Here is a 22,124-nt window from a genome sequence, read left to right as displayed (position 1 = left end):
CTATACCGCATCAACAAATGCAATTAAAATCATTTATCTAAACCCTCTATGTCCACTTCTATCGCTGCCAAATACAAAAATCAAAAAACCGCGAGATCCAGACGATTCGCCTGTTCTCACGGTTTCTTTACGTTCCTGTCGGACGTAAACGATAGCATTAATATGTTACGATCCGATCTTGTCCATCTGTTGAGACCATTGACTATTTATTTAGTTTTTACTCAATAACAGTTCTAGCTCAAATCCTTTAGCCTTCTTTATTTGCTCACTCAAGCATGAAACTGACGGCCATCATACACCGCTTCCACATACCCTGCACGAATGACAAAATCACCAAAATGCTCACCCTGCTCGCGCTCTGTCGCATAACGCTGGAAAATCGGCTTGAGTGAGGACAGAATTTCTTCCTCACCGATATTTTCGCGGTACAGCTTGTTCAAACGACTACCATCAAACCCGCCGCCCAGATACATATTGTACTTACCTGGCCCTTTGCCGATAAACGACAGCTCCGCCAGCATCGGGCGTGCGCACCCGTTCGGGCAACCGGTCATACGGATAACGATATCTTCATTGCGCAAACCTGCCTGATCCAGCTCAAGCTCCAGCTTGTCGATTAACGTTGGCAGGTAACGTTCCGCTTCTGCCATCGCCATGCCACAGGTTGGCAACGATACACAGGCCATCGAGTTACGGCGCAGCGCCGAGTAGTGTGCACCATCAGTCAGACCATATTGGGCAATTAATGATTCGATCTTTTTCTTCTTCTGGCTGCTCACATTGCCGATCACCAGATTCTGATTCGGTGTTAGACGGAAATCGCCAGTATGCACATTGGCAATTTCGCGTAAGCCCGTCATCAGCTTGTAATCGTCCAGATCGACAATACGACCGTTTTGGATGAACAGTGTGAACATCCATTTACCATCCTTACCTTTTACCCAACCATATCGGTCGCCATTATGGTCAAAATGGTACGGACGCGCTGTTTGTAACTGCCAGCCCAGACGCTCATGCAGCTCAGCAACAAGCCAGTCTAAACCACGATCATCGATCGTATATTTGAAACGAGCATGCTTACGTACTGCACGATCGCCATAATCACGTTGAATCGTGACCACTTTCTCGGCTACATCGATCATCTGCTCCGGTGTGATAAAACCAATCACTTTAGACACCTGCGGATATGTTGCCGTATCGCCATGCGTCATGCCCATACCGCCGCCGACTGCTACGTTAAAGCCGACAAGCGTACCATTTTCAACAATAGCGATAAAGCCGAGATCCTGAGAAAATACATCCACATCATTGGATGGTGGAACCGCGATACCGATCTTGAATTTACGCGGCAAGTAGACCGCACCATAGATCGGTTCCTGCTCGGCTTCTAGCTCGCGGCTATCGATGATCTTTTCCTCATCCAGCCAGATTTCATGGTAGGCACGGGTACGCGGATCGAGATGTGTACTTACTTTGCAAGCCCAATCATACACCTGTGCATGAACAGCCGATTGATCTGGATTCGTATTACACATCACGTTACGGTTCACATCGCCACATGCAGCGAGTGTGCTCAGCAGTGCATCGTTCACTTCACGAATCGTATTTTTCAGGTTCCATTTCAGTACACCATGCAATTGGAACGATTGACGGGTAGTCAGGCGGATCGTGCCATTGCCATATTTATGCGCGATATCGTCCATCATGAGCCATTGTGCAGGAGTCACGACACCACCGGATGCACGTACACGCAGCATGAACTGGTACGCCGGCTCCAGCTTTTGCTTTTTCCGTTCGTTACGAAGATCGCGATCATCCTGCATATAGCTACCGTGGTGCTTCATTAATCGGTTATCATCCTCAGGGATGGAACCTGTTATTGGATCGCGCAGCGTCTCTTCCAGACTGCCGCGCAGGTATTTACTATTCCGCTTAATATCCTCAACATCGCTATGAGGACGATCATGCGGTGGATATTTTTCATACTGGACCATTGGTTAGTTCTCCTCTCGTAATCGCGGACATTCCCCATCAAGCGTAAGCTTAATATACGTCGCGCTGATAACGTTTTTGCTGCAACATTGTACTTAAATATTCCGCGGCTGCTTCCTGACTCATGTTGCCTTCTTGAATTAGAATCTGCTCCAATGTCAGATGCACATCGTTCGCCATATTCTTCTCATCGCCGCACACGTACAGTACAGCGCCTTCTTGAAGCCATTCATACAGTTCGCGACTGCGTTCCAGCATACGATGCTGTACATACACTTTTTGATCACTATCACGGGAAAATGCGACATCCATCCGTGTCAGCACGCCATCTTTGAGCCAGCGTTGCCATTCGGTTTGATATAGAAAATCGGTGGCAAAACGGCGATCTCCGAAAAACAGCCAGCTTTTGCCTTCTGCACCGGTTTCTTCACGTTCAGCGATAAATGAACGGAAAGGCGCAACACCTGTGCCTGGTCCGATCATAATAATCGGTGTGGATGCATCATGTGGTAATTTGAAATTGTCATTGTGCTGAATATAGACAGGTAGTGTATCGCCTGCTTCCAGACGCTCAGCCAGATGCACAGAGCATACGCCATACCGCTGGCGACCATGCTGCTCATACTCCACTTTGCGCACGGTCAGATGTACTTCATCTGGCGAAGCTTTAAAGCTGCTAGAAATCGAGTACAATCGTGCCGGAATTTTGCGCAGCAGCGATAACAGTTCATCTGCTGGAATGCTGCCCAGTCCGTAATCTTGAATCAGATCAAGCAGATCGCGCCCTTGCAAGTAGGCGCGCAAATCCTGTTCGCGACCTTCCTCCAATAGTGCATCCAATTGCTCGTTGTCTGCCAATCCAGCTACTTTTTCCAATAACGGCTTAGTTAGAACGGTAATCTCATAATGATGTAGCAACGCATCGCGAACCGTTGCGGTATCACCATTTTTGTTTAATGTGATCGTTTCATCGCCATTCCAACCGGTAGTCTGCAAAATGTCCTCTACTAGTTGTGGATGATTTTGCGGATATACACCGAGACTATCTCCTGGTTCATATTGTAAGCCTGAGCCTTCCAGCGATAGCTCTACATGACGGGTCTCCTGATCCGAACCACGTCCGTTTAAGTTCAGATTTTCCAACACTTCGGCTGGAAATGGATGGGTGCGGGAGTAAGAGGAAGCCCCTTCCGTTACGCTTGCTGTCGCTTGTGGCGCTACAGCGACTGCGGAAGCAGCACTGGCTTCACCAAGTGCAGTCAACACCTGTGCCATCCACTCGCCTGCTTGCTCTTCAAAATCGACATCACAATCAGCACGTGGCACGATGCGCTCGGCACCTAGTTCTTCGAGACGCTTGTCGAAGTCTTTACCTGTTTGACAGAAAAATTCATACGATGTATCACCAAGCCCCAGCACGGCAAATTTCGTTTCTGCCAGCTGTGGGGCACGCTTACTGTGTAAAAATTCATAAAATGGAATCGCGTTATCCGGCGGATCACCTTCACCCTGTGTACTGGCGAGAATGAACAAATTGCGGACCTTTTTCAAATTGTTCGTTTTGTAATCGCCCATCGACGATAGTGTAACGTCAAAACCTTGTGTCGTCAGCTGTTGTGCCAGCTTTTTCGCAAGCCCGTGTGCGTTACCTGTTTGTGAACCGAACAATACGGTTACATCTTTCGGTACGTCAGCTACTGGCACAACTGGCGCGGCTACGGCTGTGGACGATGCTGCTCCGGCGGAAGCTACCACTGTACCAGCCTGCAAAGAAGCTGCCAAATATCCGCTCAGCCAGATGCGCTGTGTTTCCGTTAATCCAGGTAATAAACGATTTAGAAGCTCGGCCTGCTCCGCTGTAAAAGGACTGTTAGTTGCTTGAAATTCCAACGATATCCACCCCATCATCTAGCATTTGTCATCTCCGACAATATGCTAATTCCTAGTATAGTGCTCAGATTTATTCTGCTTATTTGAAGGTATCATAGTGCACGTAAACGGTCAATTAGAATGCCTTATAGGTTCTATTAGTTCTTCTGATGAACGATTAGGATGCACATGTAGATTGTGGGACAGGCACTACTTCGAGAAGGAATAAGGGGACAGACTCCCGTTTCGCATAGGAATTTACAGATTAAAATTGAAGGTAGATTCCCGTGCTCGGATATGATTACCTATTGTGCTTTTACAAAAATCACTTTTCATTGAATCCTGTGTTAGAAAATAGCTAAATAAAAGCTTTTTCCACAGGCATGTTAAACGAAGAATACGCTAATATGCTGGGAAAAAGCTTTTATAATGTAGTAATAATCGTATAGTATAGCCTACGAATTTGTTCTTTTTAAAAGAACATCCAAGAAGTACGCTTACACCTTACTCAAGATCAAATCCCCTCATTCACACCTTATCGTCCCCATATAACTGCTCCTGCGCAAAATGTACAAATTCCCGCAACTGCTCTATCGACTCAAATCCCGCTTGAGCCATGCGATCATTACCGCCACCCTTACCGCTGAAGTGAGCCAGATGCTGTTTGAAAAAAGCACCACATTTCAGATGGGGATGCCCCTGCTGAGCGAGCACCATTTTACGCTCGTCTGCTGAGGATAGCAGTATGATCCATTCGCCTTGCTCCAGCAACATATTCGCAATCCGCTGCAAATCTTGAAGCGAGCGTGAATCCCATTCATATTGCACCAGCGGATAGGCACCATCAGACTGCACCTGACCGAGTAGCTGATTTAGTACAAACTGATCATTTTCCCGTCGCAGACGTTCCAGCTCGTCTCGTTGCTGTCGCTGCTCTTCGTCCCATTTTTCAAAACGTCCTATAATATCTTTGCGTCCGGTATTGAATCTCGCGGCGATGGCGTCATTCACCGCCAGACTGTCGGTATAATCGTCTAACACTCTCCAGCCACAGCGAAAATAAATCCGTACATGGCCTTTATTTTTCTCCGCCTTATACAGCTTGATCATACCGAGTTCACCTGTACGCGATACATGCGTACCACCACACGCATTATACTCGATGCCTTCAATTTCAACGATGCGTATACGTCCGGATACACTCGGTGATTTGACCAACGTCATGTTAGCCAGCTCTGCCTCGTCCACCGTATAACTGCTTACGAGCAGATTGCGATAAATGTATGTATTCACCTGTCGCTCGACCGCCTGTAATCTGGCTGGCTCCAGCTCAGCCATCTCAATATCAATCGTGCACTCCTGTTCGCCCAGATGAAAGCTCAGCGTAGGTGCGTTCAGCACCTCCAGACAGGTGGCTGATAATAGATGCTGTCCACTATGCTGCTGCATATGATCGAATCGGCGCTGCCAATCGATCTCACAATACAGCTCTGCACCCGTTTCCTGCTCCGGTAAACTCGGCAGCTGATGCCAGATTCGTCCTTCTACACGAGACACATCCAGTACAGGAATGCCGTCGATCGTTCCTCCATCACAGGGCTGACCACCTCCATGCGGATAAAACGCCGTCTCTTTCAGCACCACATAATACTGTCCATCCTGTATAAATTTATCCTCTAACACTGTCGTCCAGCTTGTCAAATAAGAAGAATCAAAATAAAGCTCACTCATCCTTCTGTGCCTCCTTCCGTTACCTCTCGATCTACTAATCGTTTACGCATCGCGCGATGTGGAATGCCTACTTCGGTAAAGGATTCCCCATAGCTCTCATACGCCAGTTTTTCATAAAAGGGAATCGCAACCTGTCTTGCATGCAGCATCATATATCCATACCCCTCGTTCACAGCCACCTGTTCAGCATATTGTACCAGTCGACGTCCCACCTGCTGACCACGCAATGCTTCGTCTACCGCTACCTGCTTCATCTGCACAGTTTGGTCATCTACATGTTTGAGCAACAGCACACCGACCACTTTGTCCGCATACAGTGCACATAGATGAATAGCCTGATCCTCGCCGTCCAGACGATCTTGCTGGATGCTCCTACCGAGCGGACGTCGTAACACGATATCACGTAGCTCTAATGTCTGTTCATAACGTTCCTTATCCTCTGTCGTTATCCGTTTAATCTGTAGCTTGTCCAGCTCGACCACTCCTTTGACTGCCCTGAATGATGTATTTTATAATCCGTTATCGTTTCGGGATATGAAGAAGTTAATCATATCTGTACGAGAAGATCAAGAAAAAGAAAATAGGCTGTAGTCGATTAAACATTACAAAATGAGGTTAACTTAAAAACAGACAGATACCACTACTTTAAGCCTAGTTCTTATTTCCTTTTTCTGCCTACTAGCTTTTCCAAACCATACTTTCTTACTACTATTCCATGAGGTGACCTATGAATATTAGATTGAACATTGCAAGTAAAATTTTGGCAGGTTATTTGTTTATTATGTGCTGCTTTGCCGTGGCTGTTGTCATCATGCATACGAAAATGAACGAATTAGAGCAAAGTATCGTTTATATTGCCGGCCACGATATGGATGTGCACAAGCTGGCAAACGATATTCGCCTGAACATTGTCGATATGGAAACCGGGCAACGCGGGTTTGTGATTACAGGGAATGAGAATTATCTTGATCCGTATAACACCGGTAAGTCTCAGTGGCAATCTAATTATAACGATTTGTATACACTGTTAGCAGATAACCCTGCTCAACAGCAAAAGTTAAATCAAATTAAAACGAATATCGAGAGCTGGATTAGCACCGCAGGTGATCCGGTCATTACATTACGTCAGCAAAATAACACCGCCGCGCTCCAACAATTTTTCGTCGATGATCCAGGTAAAACGAATATGGACAGCTTCCGTGCTAATATGACTACGTTTTTAGAAACAGAGAACCAGCTCACCGATCAACGTGTCGCTGCACTCCACGATAGTAACGTCCATTTGAAAATATTGCTGTATGTTATCCTCGGTATTGTCATTATACTTTCGATGCTCGTCGGTTCGATTATAGCGTACCGCATTACACGCAATATGCGTCTCGTTACCCATACGATTAATGATATCGCATCATCCGGCGGTGATCTAACACGACGGATCGAAGTGAACACGAATGACGAAGTCAAAGACCTGGGACAGGCGACCAATGCGCTGCTCGTTAGTCTGCAACGCATAATTAAAGATATTCAATCGAGCACCTTACAGCTCGCTAGCGCCAGCGAACAGCTTGAAAAAGGGGCGCATGAAAATTCACGTGCTTCCGATGAGATTGCCCAGTCGATTCAAAAAATTGCTTTAGGCTCCGAACGTCAGGTATCACGTACAGAAGATATTTCTTCAGTAGTCGAACAATCGATTGCAGGACTGGGAATGGTTGCAGACACCAGTGAAGCTGTAGCCAGTATGGCCAAACAAACTAAGCAACTCGCCACGGTCGGCGGAGAAAAGATTCAAAATAGCGTTCAAAGCGTACAGAGCATGGCGACAGCATTCCGTGCCATTGAGTCCAGTGTAACCGAGCTATCTCAGCGCTCTCAGCAAATTTTATCCATTACAAGTTATATCTCGCAAACGTCCACGCAAACGAATCTGCTCGCACTGAATGCAGCAATTGAAGCAGCTCGCGCAGGTGAACATGGACGCGGCTTTAGCGTTGTCGCTGAAGAAATTCGTAAGCTGGCTGACCAGTCATCTAACTCCACGCAGGAAATTACCGGGATTATTCAATCGATGACGACGGCGATTCAAAGCATTGTCGAGCTGGTAACCGCTACGACAAGCCAGGTCGATGACGGTGTCGTTATGCTTGGCGAAGCGGGCGAAACATTTGATCGGATTATGGGTCAGATTGGACAGCTCAATGTACAAATTAGCGAAGTCGCTGACTCGGTAGCTGAAATGTCAAAAGGCAATCAATCGGTCGGTGCTTCGTTACAGGAGATCAACGGGATTACCGAGGATATGGCTGCTTTCACCCAGGAAGTATCCGCGATGACCGAAGAACAAACAGCTTCGTTAGCTGAAATGGTGTCAACAACCTCCCAGCTTAAGCAAATGTCGACTTCCTTACAGCAAGTCGTTGATCAGTTCAAAATTTAAAAACAGCGTATGGGTCATTTGCAAACAAAACCAATATTCTACGGTGTAACAGCCCGATACGATTCTATTTCACAGCTGCCTGAAACGTGAGCGATCCCGCTACAGGTATCCTATAGCATCACATACCAGCATCACACAATGTACACCGACCATACCATCGACAAATATAAAAGAAGCGACGCCATTCAACGGCAGATCGCTTCTTTTTGTATGTTACTGTTTGTATGTTGACTGTATGCGTTTATGTCGTATCGCCTTGCTGATGATCCATTCTATTTAAAAGTCAAAGTTGTCCGGGTCAGCGCCAAAACGACGATTTTCGTTCAGATCATCGATCTGCTTCATTTCCGCATCAGACAGCTCAAAATCGTAAATGTCTGCATTTTGCACAATGCGTTCTTTATTAATCGATTTAGGAATCGTTACAATGCCGCTCTGGATATCCCAGCGTAGCAGCACCTGCGCAATGGACTTGCCATGCTGATCCGCGATCGTCTGCAATGCCGGATTATCCAGCAATCTTCCCTGTGCCAGCGGCGCCCAAGCTTCGATCTGAATGCCCTGTTCCTTGCAGTAATGGCGAAGTTCTACCTGACTTAATAGCGGATGCAGCTCGACCTGATTGACGACAGGACGAACTTTAGCATCTGCAAGTACGTCTTCCAGATGATGAATTTGAAAATTGGATACCCCGATCGCGCGTACTTTTCCATCGGCATGCAGCTGCTCCAATGCTCTCCACGTTTCTTTATATTTGCCTTTAACGGGCCAGTGCACCAGATACAGATCAATATAGTCCAGACCGAGCTTGCTTAGGCTCTGCTCAAAAGCTTGCAGTGTCGTATCATAGCCTTGATCAGAGTTCCATACTTTCGTTGTAATGAACAGTTCTTCACGCGCTACCCCGGATTCCTTAATCGCTTGACCGACACCTTCTTCGTTTTGATACAGCGCTGCCGTATCGATACTGCGATAGCCCGCTTCGATCGCCCATTTTACCGAGTTCACGACCTGCTCGCCCTCTTCTACCTTATACACACCAAGACCAAACCACGGCATCTCTACACCGTTGGACAGCGTTGTTGTCGATTGCAAATGAAGCATCAATAATTCCTCCTTCGTTAATGGCTGATGTGAATGGATAACCGCGTATTTAGCAAACTTAGATTTTGAGACATACACCAGTCTGGTAAGGAATAAGGGACAGACTCCCGTCTCGCCCAGGAATCTATGAAGTAGGATTATATAGTAGATTCCTCGGCTTAGAGGAAAGATATTTTGCTGAAGCAAAAATCACTTTTTCATTAAACCTCGTGTTAGGAGATCGCTAACACTAGAAGAGGAAAGATATTTTGCTGAAGCAAAAATCACTCTTTCATTGAACCTCGTGTTAGGAGATCGCTAACACTAGAAGAGGAAAGATATTTTGCTGAAGCAAAAATCACTCTTTCATTGAACCTCGTGTTAGGAGATCGCTAACACTAGAAGAGGAAAGATATTTTGCTGAAGCAAAAATCACTCTTTCATTAAACCTCGTGTTAGGAGATCGCTAACACTAGAAGAGGAAAGATATTTTGCTGAAGCAAAAATCACTCTTTCATTGAACCTCGTGTTAGGAGATCGCTAACACTAGAAGTCGTCCTTTCCCCTCATTTCCTTCCCGTAGTGAAGTGTCTCTTACATCTACACACGTTTGCGTACATGCTTTAGTATAACGCAATTTTTCCCAATCATGGAACTGTACAATTTACAGATTCGGTTGAAGCATTTTACAGATTGTACGTTTATTGTTCTGTTATCCCATATCTGTACGGCTGTTGTGGCGTTTAAATATCCGTTTTACACCGGGTTCTACGAGCCAGGCAGAAGCAACGCGCACGCTACCAAGTGATAACAATACCGTTAACAATAAACTCATCGGTATGACAAGCCATCTTGTTGTCTCCGTTCCAAGCCAACTGTACATATCGCTTGCCGTAATCGCCATCACGATAAAACCGTGCAGCAGATACGTGTACAGTGTATTGCTACCCATATCCGAGATCATACCGAGCGGACGTGCCGGGGTTAAACTCATGACAGCCCCACCGATAACAATCGCGAGCGCATACACACCGATCCGATATAAACCAGCAGACCATTCATTATGACCAAGCGACTCATAAGAGAAACTGCCATACAGCCATTCTTTTACAATAAGTGGCGCATAGACTGCAATCAATATAGTAGCTATTATGAGCAACAAAGCCGATATTGTTTTCACGATAGGTAATTGAAGTCGCGTAATCCATGTACGATCCATAGTATATCCAGCTAGGAAAAATGGGAAAAAGACGATTGTACGTGACACACTAGCATAGTATTCTGCATCATTTGCATAACCAGCCAGAATAGCGAGTACAATGGACAGCGGCAATGCATATTTGATCCGAATCATATACGGCATTGCCGTTTTCCACAAAATCATACTAAAGAAAAACCACATTAACCAGTACGGTGTAAAATACGAAAAAATAAGCTGGGATCTGTCATACAGCCAGTAGTCAAACAGCGAATACAGCGTCTCAAAGATCAAATACGGAATGATCAGCTTACTAATCACCTTGGTGAAATAGTCACCAGTGCCGATATTTTTGGCAAAATAACCGGAGATCAGGACGAACAATGGAATGTGAAACGTGTAGATCAACACATATACAGGCCGTAGCCACGGATCGTCATAGAGAGGCTCAATCATATGCCCAACAACGACGAGAGCAATGAGCAGAAATTTTAAATTGTCAAAATAGGCATCTCTTGTCATGCGTACTACACTCCCTTCATGGCAGGCTACGAGCAACATAGTGAATGTACCGTGAATCAGTGTATACATACCGCCTGCGCTCTAATACCCGTCTCCGCTGAGCATGAACCCCATTATACCAATCCGCATTTTACAGATTCAATGTTGCCACAGTCTAGCTCATTGGTCACAATTTATAAAATTAATTTCATATAACAATGTATTAATGATGAAATAAAATGCGTTTAAGGGAGACTCTTCATGGTTCATCTCCATCGATCGTCACACGAAAAAGGGACCGCAGTCATATGCAGTCCCTTCCTTATCAAATATAGGTGTACTTGGTGTACTTGGTGTACTTGGTGTACTTGGCGTACTTGGTGTACTTGGCGTACTTGGCGTACTTGGCTTATTTGGCGCACTTATTGTACATACGTATTAGCCATATGCGCAGCAATGAAACCTAGCTATTGAATGTACACATTGAATGTACACGATGAGGTCGAATTGTGAAGCCATTACCTTATCTTTCATCCGATTATACACTGCTGTGTTCATCATGTTATAACTCTTGGCTCGGTATACTACAGCCAATTCAAACTGTTCACTTTACAGTAACCGTTACCTCGACGTTTGACCTTGCTTCACTTGCGGTAGCCCTGCTGCTTGCGCAATCAGCTCATATGAACGCATTCTCGCTTGCTGGTCATAAATCATGCTTGTCATAATCAACTCGTTAACACCGGTTTCCTGTATATAACGCTCTAACCCTTGCCGAATGCGCTCCGGTCCGCCTTTGATCGTGGAGCTGAGTTGCTTCTCTACCGCCGCTTGCTCGTAATCGGTCCATTTCCCTTCCATCGATGCGGGTGGCTGAATCTGGCCTGTACGTCCACGGATAATGTTTAGAAATTGCTGCTGCATCGTCGTAGACAGCCATTCGGCTTCTTCATCCGTATCTGCTGCAATCGCATTGACACCAAGAATGGCATACGGCTCTTTAAGCAACACAGATGGCTGGAAATATTCGCGATAAATCCGTAGCGCACGCTGCGTATAATCTGGTGAGAAATGTCCGGCAAAAGCAAACGGCAGTCCTTTTTGCGCGGCTAATCGGGCACTAAAATCACTGGAACCGAGCAGCCAGATTGGAATATTCAACCCTTCACCTGGTACAGCACGTACAGGGGCATGGTACGAAGTCGCTGACGCATCGAAAAATGTCTGTAATTCCTCCAATAATTCAGGGAAGTCTTCCCCACTATTGATATCTCGTCGCAATGCCAGCGTCGTTCGACGATCGCTGCCGGGCGCACGACCAAGTCCAAGATCGATACGTCCTGGATACATGGACTCCAGCGTCCCAAACTGCTCCGCAATCACAAGTGGCGCATGGTTAGGTAACATAATGCCGCCTGAGCCGACGCGAATGCGACTCGTTCCAGCGGCAATATAGCCGATCACAACCGAAGTGGCTGAGCTGGCTACTCCTGGCATATTGTGATGCTCAGCTAGCCAGTAACGATGATAACCGAGCTGCTCCGCATGACGGGCAAGCTCCAGACTGTTACGGAATGATTGTGCTGGTGTCGATCCTGACAAGACAGGCGCTAAATCCAGCACAGAAAGTGGTATATAACCGGGATTTCCCGGAACAAAAGATGCATGGGGTGCAGACATGGATCGTCCTCCTTTATTCAAGCAACTGTAAAGGTTACCTATCCTATTATCCGCCTGTTGAATCAGAAAAGCCAGCCTTTACGAAACATCAGAACGAATTATGACTCGTTCTATAACTTAGCCCACCACACGATTACGCCCTGCACGTTTCGCTTCATATAAATGGCGATCCGCAATCGCGATCAGATCCATCCGATTGAGATTCCCACCTGTGGTTGTACCTACACCAAGACTGGCCGTGACCGACAGCTTGCCGGTAATGGGACTCCAATCTGCCGAACAGATCGCCTGACATAGACGAGTCGCATGCATCATTCCGCATTCGGCATCCGTATCCTTAAATACCGCGAGAAATTCCTCGCCACCGATTCGTGCCAGTGCCGATGAGGAAGGCGCAGTAAGCGACATGATTTTAGCAACATTGACGAGAACCGTATCACCCACCTGATGAGAAAGGGTATCATTGATTTCTTTAAAATGATCCAGATCGATCAGCACCGCTGTCACCGGTTGTCCGCTAATTAGCGATTGGGCAAGCAAATCATCCAGATAAGGGTCCATAAAACGACGATTATGCAAACCAGTTAGCGGATCACGTAGTGCCATTTCTTTAAAATATTCACTATCTTTACGCGCTTCCTCCGCATCAAAAGTCATTTGCAAAATACGTGCGCGTGCTTCACGTTCTGCTGAGCGCTTCGCTTCATTTTCCTGATGATACAGCTTATGTTCTTCATACGCTCTGCGATAATCGCCAGCTGCCGCATACATTTCGGATTGCTGTAAGCGTACCCGTACCATCAGGCCGGTCAATCCCTGCTCACGGCACATATGACGTGCTTCATTAAGCGTCTTCTGCGCTTGCTTTAGCTTGCCCTGTAACCGCTGGGCTTCGGCAGTTGTCAGCAAGCATTCCGGCAATACATTCAGATCACCAAGCTTACGGCTAAGCGGATCACGTAGCAGCGGTGCGAGTGTCGCCTCTGCTTTTGCCGGATGTCCAAGCAGAATTTCGATAGAAGCAATCGTATCGAGATGTGAAGCGCTTAGCTGCATATTGGCTCCAGCAGCGATATCACGCAATTCATTAGCAAGCCGATAAGCTGCTTCGCCATCTCCCATCTCAAAGCGCGTATACGCCATATTGTTCAGTGCGAACAAACTGAGCAGCGTATCATCCGTTGCTCTAGCTATATGCAGCACTTCATCAAAATGCTTGGTCGAATCATCATAAGCCCCTACTTCATCCAATGTTAGCGCAAGCATCATCAGATGATCTGCACGAAGCGGTGGAATTGCGTAATCAGGCAGCAATTGCAAGCTGATTACAGCATGCTGTAGCGCGCTCTCATTATCGCCCAAACGACGAAAAAAGCTTGCCAGTAGCCGATGACTACGAGCAAGAAGATGTTTATGTTGATGGGTTTCCGCCCATTCATTAGCCTGACGAATAATACGTCCTGCTTCAGCGACTTTGCCCTGACGCGCCATGATATCGGCTTGAATGAGCCGAGTACGGATAATAAGCGCTTCGTCTCCCGATTGCTGCGCAACCTGAAGTGCACGCTGGGTAGCCGATACAGAAGCATTCACATTACGGTAAGGTAACAATTCGAGTGTATCCAGCATTTTGGAGAAGGCTTCTGTTGGATGATACATAAGATGATCGCTGTGTGACACGCCGGCCTCTTCGGTATCCGGTTGATCATCCTTACGGATCGGGATCGAATGCTTATTAATTGAATTAGACATGTAGCTTCCTCCTTCTTCACATACGCAATGCCGGTTTAATCATATGGCTCTGCCATAATGGGACCCTCTATTTCTTTCTTGCAAGAAATAAGCAGAGTTTATTAAGAAATTATGAATAAGTGTCTATATAAAATGCTAATTATGTAATATGTTGAATATTAAACATCCTTGATTTACTATTAAACACGGGAAATGGATGTAAAGTTGCTACTTATGTCGATCTTTATAAATATATTACTAACTATAGCTTAATGAGTTATGGATGATAAGTCTTTTTTGCACTTTTCCTTTACATTAAGCAAACATTTTTTTCAATTTGGCACTTAGCAGGGCAATTCTAACTTTTCTGCGTCCGTATGAGGTTTTTATGCGCCAAATTTGATACACTGTAAAATAAATAAACATGCAGAAAGTGAGAGCACATGAAACGTTATTCGCCATACATCGAATTCAATCGCCAGAACTGGGCTTCTCTGAGCGATAGTCACACTCCACTACCTCTAACCGAGCAGGAGCTGGAGCAGCTGAAAGGGTTAAATGAGCATGTATCTCTACAGGAAGTGCAGGAAATATACTTGCCACTTACCCATTTAATTCATCTGTATGTAGGTGCTTCCCAGCAACTTCATCAGCTGACCGGTAGCTTCCTGCATATTCAGGCTCCCAAAACACCATTTATTATCGGCATCGCCGGCAGCGTCGCTGTAGGCAAAAGCACGACTGCTCGCTTATTGCAAACGCTATTATCGCGCTGGCATACCCACCGCAAAGTCGATCTGGTTACGACAGATGGCTTCCTATATCCAAATGCGATATTGGAAAAGCGTAATATTATGAATCGCAAAGGCTTTCCAGAGAGCTATGATATTAAGCGTCTGATTCGTTTTATGGGTGATATCAAATCAGGCAAGCCTGAAGTTCGCGCTCCGCAATATTCCCATCTGACCTATGATGTGCTTCCAGATCAGGAGAGCATTATTCAGACGCCAGATATTTTGATTGTGGAAGGCATTAACGTACTACAGGTCAAAAAGGAAACGCCGCTCTTTGTGAGCGACTTTTTCGATTTTTCGATTTTTATTGATGCAAATGAGCAGGATATCGCTCGCTGGTATATCGAACGCTTCCAGCTACTGCGACAGACGGCATTCCAGAACCCGGATTCATATTTTCATGGACGCTTTTCAAATCTATCTGAGGAAGAAGCGGATGCAGCAGCCAAACATACATGGAAAACGATCAATGCACGCAATTTGCATGAAAATATTTTGCCTACACGTGAACGCGCGCAACTGATTATGAAGAAAGAAGCGGATCATAGCATCCAAAATATTTTTTTGCGTAAGCTGTAAATGATAGTATGAGCGGTGCGACCAGGTTGTGACCATTATGATAAGTATCGTCGCTTCGTAACACCGTTTATTTCCTCTTTCTTTTAGTGTGTGCGCAAACATAGGATAGGCGGCTTCCATCCCTACAGACAGGCTCCCATTCATATGAGTTTATGCGCACAACCCTATTTATTATCGTTATAAAAGGAGCTTATCTATGCAAACTATGCTTGTTATTGGTAGCCTAATTATGTTTCTCGCTGTTGCGATTGGTGCCTTCGGTGCACATGCGCTAAAACCACGTTTAACAGCCGATATGCTTAAAATTTACGAAACCGGTGTCCAGTATCATCTCGTGCACGGGATCGGTATTCTCGCTGCGGGAATAGTTGGCAATCAATTGACGAACGGACATACGCTCGCCAGTGCGGCAGGCTGGTGTCTGCTCGGTGGCATTATTTTGTTTTCCGGCAGTTTGTATGCACTCAGCTTGAGCGGCATTCGCAAGCTGGGCGCGATTACGCCTCTGGGCGGTCTGCTATTTCTGGCAGGCTGGGTACTGCTGGCTGTAGCTGTTTTTCAAGGGTAAAGCAATTTATTAATTTATTGATCGATCAGATCCGCTGTAGGTGTCGCGCAGGCACTTGCAGCGGATTTTTATAATGAAAGCCGAATCGCTTATGTTACTGACTGCTACACTCGCTGAATACGCCTATATTTGCAAAAACAGCATTTTGTCCAAATGTAATCCTGCATTTTGTCTATTGTACATGAAGCATACAGCGCTTATGATACATTTAATTGATAATGATTATCATTATCTCAATTTCAGACAAAAGGGGATTCCTACATGTTCAAATGGTTTAAACCTTTCCAGCTATTATTACTGCTCATGATGTCAGTATTGCTATTATCTGCTTGTGGTAGCATCTCTTCATCTGCGACCAAGGATTCGCAAGCATCCTCACAAATAGCTGCATCACAGAAAAATAAGGCGGCTTCCGATGCTAACACTCAAGCGTCGGCAACGCGACAATATACCGATAAGACAGGACGTAACGTTGAAGTTCCGGCTGCCCCGCAGCGAATCGTTTATATCGGTAGCTCACCTGGCGATCTGCTTGCTATCGGCGTTCAGCCGCTTGGTGCCTCGCTCTCTGTTATCGCTTCTCAGGTCGCCTATCCTGACCTGCTGACAGGAATTGAAGATGTCGGTTATCCCTACTCGCTCGAAAAAATCGCTGCGCTGAATCCAGATCTGATTCTATTTGATGACTGGTCGATGGATCAATTTGAAATGCTTGAGAAAATAGCACCTACCGTTATTATCGGTAACGATCATCCTGTCGATATGATGGATCGACTGCACGCAATCGGAACCGTTTTGAACCAAACTAGTGCCGTGGACAAATGGATGGCTACGTACAAACAAAAAGTCCAAACGACTAGAGCTTCCTTAAAGCTATCGGATAACGCTACCGTCTCTTCCCTATTGCTATTTGGCAATACGATGTACATTATGGGGAATCAGGGCTTAAATCAGACACTATATGAACAATTGAATTTAAAACCGAACGCAAATGTCAAAAAGCTAATCAATAAAAATGAACGCTTTATTAGCGTATCGAACGAGCTTGTTTCCGATTATGTCGGAACCGATCTGTTCCTGCTAACTAGCACCGATTCGGAAACGATCGCCACACAGAGCACATTGCTTAGTAGTCCGGTGTGGAAAATGATTCCTGCTGTTAAGCAAGGCAAGGTATACGTATTGGATAGTAAATGGAATTTTGACGATCCGATCACAAGCGAACGATTGCTAGATGAACTGGTCAGAATCGTTAACAAAACCAACGGATAGCCTGCATGTTATGATCGTATTTATCCCTGTTCGGCTATCAGTCGAACAGGTTTTTTATGTTAAAATAAAACCCATTGATCTTAAATGAACAGGAGCGAATACATGACGGATGACCGATGCGCTGGGCACAACAGCGAATTTTTGATCCGCTGGTTAGGGCGTGCTTCCGATAAGACAGATGTCGCCATTACGCATGCCCACACGCTGGATGTGATCGGCGGGAAGCAATATCAGTTTGTGCTGCATGCGCCCGACCAGGTCATGCGACCATATGCTGTGCCGATAGAGCGGTCTGGTGAGCAGTTCGCTTTTGTCGTGTATGCAGCATCTACAATGGAGCCTGTGACCACACCGATTGCGAATCTGACTTACGAAGCGCCCATTCAGCTAGCTGCACAGATCGCGGCACCGTTAATGGCACAGCTCCGTTCTGCATCTGTGACAACTACAGCAGAAGTATGGAGACGACAGATCGCTGCACAGCAGTTGTTGCTGGCATTGATGGATGCTAACATAGTCGATATAACGGAAGCTGGAGCCGAAGCGGCGGTTCGCAGTACGATCAACGATTTGCATCGTCATTTCCGCGAACCGATAACCGTTGGAGAATTAATGCGCCGAGCAGGAGTAGGACGCTGGCAATATAGTACGTTATTCCGCCGCTTTACCGGATTGTCGCCGCTTGAATATGTGAACGCTATTCGATTGGAACATGCACGCAAACTATTATCACAAACAGATGATCCATTGCGTGAAATTGCGCGCGGTGTCGGTTTCCGTGACGAATATTATTTTAGCCGTCGGTTTACACGATTTATGGGTGTATCACCGAAAGAATATCGGCAGTTGAACCGTCGCCATAGCGAACGCATTCGCTTCGCAGGACCACCTGTTCCAGAAGCTCCATGCCGTATTATAGCTTCTAGCGGCACAGTAGGCGATCTGCTTCGACTGGGCATTCGGCCACTGGCAGCCCCCCTTGCTATTGTTCGCAATCAGGTCTGTTTTACAGATGAATTGAACGGTATTGTTGATCTGGGAATCATGCCTGATTGGACGCTATGCAGCGGACTGCAACCTGATCTTGCTATTTTTGATACAGAAGGTGATCAATGGTTGGTGCAGCTTGGCGAGCTTTGCACAGCCGTCTGCTTTGAGAACTTCATTCCGCCGGATGAACGACTGACTGGCATCGGTTCGCTAACGAATCGGGCTGATGAAGCTGCTAACTGGATCGCTGCGCATGAACAGGCACTGCAACAGATGTGGAATACGATCGGTATCCAGAGTGGCGAAACGGCGGCGGCTTTTGTGCTGATTGATCGTGATATTTATGTGATGGCAGGACAGGGCATTGCTGCGACATTGTATCGCTCAGGCGGCTTTGTGCCATGTCCCAAAATCGCTCGCATGATTGAAGCCGGAGTCGGTTTTCGCCGTATTACATTGGACGAAGTAAGCGATTATGCAGCAGATCGATTTGTACTGATGTTCCATCCAGATGACTATCATGCTGAAGCTTCTCCTGTTCGTCTAGTGTTACAGCAGGAGGAATGGCATCGTCATACTGTACGTGTACATTGGCTGCATGATCATTGGAACTTTGATGATGCATGGACGCGGCAGCTGCTAATAGACGCTTTGCCAGAATTGCTTCGTGTTAGCATTCCGGCATCTATGTAATTTGACGTTTGTTATAATCAAGATCAATTAACAAAACCCCAATAACCGGTTACGCTGGAGTCCAGCCTGCATGGGTTATTCGGGGTTTTGTTATGCATTCATTTTTTGTTATACATCTTTGTTATACATCTACTATGTTATTTTGTTACTTGAACGGTAATCGGTTCACTTACCGTTGTGCCGGAATCATTCACCAATTCAGCGGTATACACATGCTCACCCTGTGTTTGACCGGATACGTTTGTAAACGCACGTTGCGCCTGTGGCGTACTTGCTTTCAATTCCTGTGTATCGATCAGTTTACCATCTTCATATAGACGGTATTGTGTCGCATTCGTACCCCACCACATATTCATACTGATGATATAGCTGCCATCGCCATCCCAGTTGTCGCTTGCCAGTACCGGCTTGCCTGGATTGGCATCGGTTACTTTAACGGTTAGCGGAGCACTTTTTGTTGTACCGAATGGATTCGTCAATTCCAGCACATACGTATACGTACCATTCGCTTTGCCTGTAATGGCTGTCGTCACTTGTTGTGCTGCTGGTGACTGGTCAGCCAGCTTGCCCCCAGCGATCAGCGTATCATTTTCATACAATTTGTACGTCGAGCCATTATTGCCCCACCACATATTCATGGTGACCTGATAGCTACCATCGAGCAATCCGGTATCATGTCCATTATTATCGGACAGTACGGGCATTCCTGGCGCATCGGTAGCATTAGGCTCTTCGGTTGGCGGCTCTGGTGTTACTGGCGCATCGGCTAATTGAATGTCATCCAGACTGCGCGGCTTGAGTTGATAGCTGTCTTTGAAAATAGCAGCTACCCCGCTGGCATCTACCCAATCGCCTTCCTTATACGTAAATTTATCCTGTGTTAAGCCTGTACGTGCATCCACACGCACATGCGTTTTAGCGGACGTATCGCTATACACATCACCTGTGACATCAAACTCAAACGAACCTGTTGGCGTTGCGCTAACGATATTGCTAATCTGTACTTGTTTCAGTTGTACAATTTGTCCTTGATTATACGCATCTACCGTTACCGAACTGCGAGGTTCCGGCAATGCGGATGTGCCCTTTTTCTCAATCGCTACCGGGTCAGTCAGCTCCAGTTCAGAGTTGTACAATGTGGTGGATGCTGTAATGCGCACCACATCGCCCTGTGCAAAGCCGCTCTGATTTTGATACACATAGATGCCACCTGTTTGATCCTGCACATAGAACGCCTGACCGCCAAATGCCCCCGGTGCTGTCGTTACAACACCTTCTATCGTGACAAGCGTACCGGCGCTCTGACTACGTGCGGAAGCAATGCTACTCAATTCCGGAATTTGCACGCCACCGTTATCTACCGGTAGTGGTTCAGCCGGTACATTGGCAATCGTTACCGCTTGCGTCAGCAAGTTGCTACCATTTTGACGCAGACGCAGGCTTGCAGCGCCTGTCGTTTCTGGCTTGATCCGCACCGTCAGATCTTTGATCGCATGACCTTTGCTATCCGCGGTTAGACTGTAAGTGGAACTATAGCCATACGAAGTCGGCCATGTACCATCCGCGTTTTGAATCTGAGCTACCTGATTGCCGCCTGCAACATAGATGCCTGCACTAAAGCCGGATACCGTGCTGTTCGGTGCCAGATCATCGGCAACGACACGGATCTGGAACGGCTCTGCATTGGGAAGCTGGGACTGGTAGACCAGACTGTACGATGGATTGGATGCTTTTACCGAACTGCCATAAGAACCTGGCTTGAAGGTCGATGAATCCCACCATTTATAGCCAGCAGCAGGGGCTGCCCACGGTTCTGCCTGTGGCTCTGTCGATGTTTGCGGTGTCTCGATCGGCAGCAGCGTTGTCGGCTGATCCAGTTTCAATCCATCTACTTGAGACAGATTCGTATAGCTTTCTTTCGTAGACAGCCAGTTTACCGCATTTACGAGCAGCTTGCCATCATCTACTTCTTTGAATCCGTCATAGGTCGTCTTTTTGGCACCTGTTTCTTCGCGTAAATATTTGGGCGTTGCATCCTCTACTGGAGACGAATCGCCAATAAATGCCGCTTTACCTGCGCCTACCTTGGATACGGCTACATACGGTCCTTCCGCTACACCGCCACCATTGTACACACCCTGGTCAACAGCGTTGGGCCATGCATCTTTTGTTTGTGGCAGGTACACGATCCCTTTTGCCTTACTTGGATCGGTAATCGCCAGTGTAGAGCCAGCATGCATCGCGACACTACTCACACCCTGCGTAATGCCAAACGCTTGATCGGGTGCGACAACGTTATTCGCGTTAATATCTCCGAGTGCATTGTAGCGGAAACGTACCCCAAAGTTATCGGACAGCCAATCCGAGCTAACTACATCCTTCATCGCTGCGGAATTACGTTCCTCTGTGGACATGCCTTTGGCTGGGTCTTCCCATGCTCCTCGACGATACCCGTTGATCACTTCGGAACCATCCCAGCGGTTCTTATTCCGATCGGCGTTGTAATGATCTCCGATAAAGAAAATACTACCGCCATTTTCTACATACTGCTTCATTGCAGCCTGTTCGCTTGTTTTGAACGGTACATTCGGTTCAGCAATAACAAACACGTTATATACGCTCAAATCTGCATATGTAATCGCGCCGGACTTGCGCAACTCCTGCACATCATAGCCATCGTTCGCCAGTGCATTGGCAAAATCCGAAAACCCTCCATCAATGACCCAATCTGCTGCACCAGCCGTCTGTGCATGAGCGTTGTCGAACAATACCTTTTTCCCTGCATTGGCATTAACGATTTTTGCCTTAATAAATGGAGCTGGATCACTTGCAGTTTCGGCATGTGCAACACCTCCAGTCATCAGTGCTGCTGGCAGCGGCATCATCAATGTAAACGCTAGCAATGTTTTTGCCAGCTTTGGCCGCCATTCACTCCATGTAAGCATATGTCTCCCCCTATGTATGATGAATTTGGAATAACGTTACCATTTTAGCATGGAAATATAT

General features: G+C 46.4%; 14 protein-coding genes. 5 read left to right on the top strand and 9 right to left on the bottom strand.

Features of this window, described 5'->3' with window-relative positions:
• Positions 1-269: 269 nt before the first annotated feature.
• The 4 genes from cysI to AAHF22_RS04775 all read right to left on the bottom strand — a co-directional run bounded on the left by cysI (position 270) and on the right by AAHF22_RS04775 (position 6,074).
• Positions 270-1,994: an assimilatory sulfite reductase (NADPH) hemoprotein subunit gene (gene cysI, locus AAHF22_RS04790; RefSeq protein ID WP_347323821.1), complete on the bottom strand. Its 1,725-nt coding sequence runs from the start codon at positions 1,992-1,994 to the stop codon at positions 270-272.
• A 49-nt stretch (positions 1,995-2,043) separates the two neighbouring features.
• A complete protein-coding gene (locus AAHF22_RS04785; protein ID WP_347323820.1) occupies positions 2,044-3,882 on the bottom strand; it encodes an assimilatory sulfite reductase (NADPH) flavoprotein subunit in 1,839 nt (612 codons plus the stop codon).
• Between the two features lie 507 nt (positions 3,883-4,389).
• A complete protein-coding gene (locus AAHF22_RS04780; protein ID WP_347323819.1) occupies positions 4,390-5,592 on the bottom strand; it encodes an alanyl-tRNA editing protein in 1,203 nt (400 codons plus the stop codon).
• A complete protein-coding gene (locus tag AAHF22_RS04775) occupies positions 5,589-6,074 on the bottom strand; it encodes a GNAT family N-acetyltransferase (protein WP_347323818.1) in 486 nt (161 codons plus the stop codon). The genes AAHF22_RS04780 and AAHF22_RS04775 overlap by 4 nt, the downstream gene beginning before the upstream one ends.
• A gap of 245 nt (positions 6,075-6,319) precedes the next feature.
• Between AAHF22_RS04775 and AAHF22_RS04770 the strand changes: the two genes are divergently transcribed.
• Positions 6,320-8,029 carry a methyl-accepting chemotaxis protein gene (locus AAHF22_RS04770; RefSeq protein WP_347323817.1) on the top strand — a complete coding sequence of 570 codons (1,710 nt, stop codon included), beginning with the start codon at positions 6,320-6,322 and terminating at the stop codon, positions 8,027-8,029.
• A gap of 276 nt (positions 8,030-8,305) precedes the next feature.
• Here the strand turns inward: AAHF22_RS04770 and AAHF22_RS04765 are convergent, their stop codons facing one another.
• The 4 genes from AAHF22_RS04765 to AAHF22_RS04750 form a co-directional block, all read right to left on the bottom strand.
• The gene (locus tag AAHF22_RS04765) at positions 8,306-9,133 is read right to left on the bottom strand and encodes an aldo/keto reductase (RefSeq protein WP_347323816.1); all 828 of its coding nucleotides are present in this window, start codon (positions 9,131-9,133) and stop codon (positions 8,306-8,308) included.
• Positions 9,134-9,824: 691 nt separating this feature from the next.
• Positions 9,825-10,832: an acyltransferase family protein gene (locus AAHF22_RS04760; protein ID WP_347323815.1), complete on the bottom strand. Its 1,008-nt coding sequence runs from the start codon at positions 10,830-10,832 to the stop codon at positions 9,825-9,827.
• 600 nt (positions 10,833-11,432) lie between these two features.
• Positions 11,433-12,491, bottom strand: a complete 1,059-nt coding sequence (locus AAHF22_RS04755; protein WP_347323814.1) for an LLM class flavin-dependent oxidoreductase — start codon at positions 12,489-12,491, stop codon at positions 11,433-11,435.
• 117 nt (positions 12,492-12,608) lie between these two features.
• Positions 12,609-14,243 carry a diguanylate cyclase gene (locus tag AAHF22_RS04750; RefSeq protein WP_347323813.1) on the bottom strand — a complete coding sequence of 545 codons (1,635 nt, stop codon included), beginning with the start codon at positions 14,241-14,243 and terminating at the stop codon, positions 12,609-12,611.
• Between the two features lie 422 nt (positions 14,244-14,665).
• Between AAHF22_RS04750 and coaA the strand changes: the two genes are divergently transcribed.
• The 4 genes from coaA to AAHF22_RS04730 all read left to right on the top strand — a co-directional run bounded on the left by coaA (position 14,666) and on the right by AAHF22_RS04730 (position 19,118).
• Complete coding sequence (gene coaA / locus AAHF22_RS04745) at positions 14,666-15,595, top strand: type I pantothenate kinase (RefSeq protein WP_347323812.1); 930 nt, start codon at positions 14,666-14,668, stop codon at positions 15,593-15,595.
• Positions 15,596-15,791: 196 nt separating this feature from the next.
• The gene (locus AAHF22_RS04740) at positions 15,792-16,163 is read left to right on the top strand and encodes a DUF423 domain-containing protein (protein ID WP_347323811.1); all 372 of its coding nucleotides are present in this window, start codon (positions 15,792-15,794) and stop codon (positions 16,161-16,163) included.
• 261 nt (positions 16,164-16,424) lie between these two features.
• Positions 16,425-17,435, top strand: a complete 1,011-nt coding sequence (locus AAHF22_RS04735; protein WP_347323810.1) for an ABC transporter substrate-binding protein — start codon at positions 16,425-16,427, stop codon at positions 17,433-17,435.
• Between the two features lie 102 nt (positions 17,436-17,537).
• Positions 17,538-19,118, top strand: a complete 1,581-nt coding sequence (locus tag AAHF22_RS04730; protein ID WP_347323809.1) for a helix-turn-helix domain-containing protein — start codon at positions 17,538-17,540, stop codon at positions 19,116-19,118.
• Positions 19,119-19,255: 137 nt separating this feature from the next.
• On the opposite strand, the gene AAHF22_RS04725 is transcribed toward AAHF22_RS04730, so the two are convergent.
• On the bottom strand, positions 19,256-22,063 hold the full coding sequence (locus AAHF22_RS04725; RefSeq protein ID WP_371834018.1) for a chitinase N-terminal domain-containing protein: 2,808 nt from the start codon (positions 22,061-22,063) through the stop codon (positions 19,256-19,258).
• Positions 22,064-22,124 lie beyond the last annotated feature (61 nt).

Source organism: Paenibacillus wenxiniae, assembly GCF_039822605.1.
GTDB classification, from domain to species: Bacteria; Bacillota; Bacilli; order Paenibacillales; family Paenibacillaceae; genus Saccharibacillus; species Saccharibacillus wenxiniae.
This window is presented reverse-complemented; position numbering and strand designations above follow the sequence as displayed.

Excerpts from the sequence above, each read along its gene's own strand:
- cysI (WP_347323821.1), bottom strand. The coding sequence starts at position 1,994 with ATGGTCCAGTATGAAAAATATCCACCGCATGATCGTCCTCATAGCGAT.
- AAHF22_RS04755 (WP_347323814.1), bottom strand. The coding sequence starts at position 12,491 with ATGTCTGCACCCCATGCATCTTTTGTTCCGGGAAATCCCGGTTATATA.
- AAHF22_RS04735 (WP_347323810.1), top strand. The coding sequence starts at position 16,425 with ATGTTCAAATGGTTTAAACCTTTCCAGCTATTATTACTGCTCATGATG.
- AAHF22_RS04760 (WP_347323815.1), bottom strand. The coding sequence starts at position 10,832 with ATGACAAGAGATGCCTATTTTGACAATTTAAAATTTCTGCTCATTGCT.
- AAHF22_RS04750 (WP_347323813.1), bottom strand. The coding sequence starts at position 14,243 with ATGTCTAATTCAATTAATAAGCATTCGATCCCGATCCGTAAGGATGAT.
- AAHF22_RS04780 (WP_347323819.1), bottom strand. The coding sequence starts at position 5,592 with ATGAGTGAGCTTTATTTTGATTCTTCTTATTTGACAAGCTGGACGACA.
- AAHF22_RS04725 (WP_371834018.1), bottom strand. The coding sequence starts at position 22,063 with ATGCTTACATGGAGTGAATGGCGGCCAAAGCTGGCAAAAACATTGCTA.
- AAHF22_RS04730 (WP_347323809.1), top strand. The coding sequence starts at position 17,538 with ATGACGGATGACCGATGCGCTGGGCACAACAGCGAATTTTTGATCCGC.
- AAHF22_RS04740 (WP_347323811.1), top strand. The coding sequence starts at position 15,792 with ATGCAAACTATGCTTGTTATTGGTAGCCTAATTATGTTTCTCGCTGTT.
- coaA (WP_347323812.1), top strand. The coding sequence starts at position 14,666 with ATGAAACGTTATTCGCCATACATCGAATTCAATCGCCAGAACTGGGCT.
- AAHF22_RS04770 (WP_347323817.1), top strand. The coding sequence starts at position 6,320 with ATGAATATTAGATTGAACATTGCAAGTAAAATTTTGGCAGGTTATTTG.
- AAHF22_RS04765 (WP_347323816.1), bottom strand. The coding sequence starts at position 9,133 with ATGCTTCATTTGCAATCGACAACAACGCTGTCCAACGGTGTAGAGATG.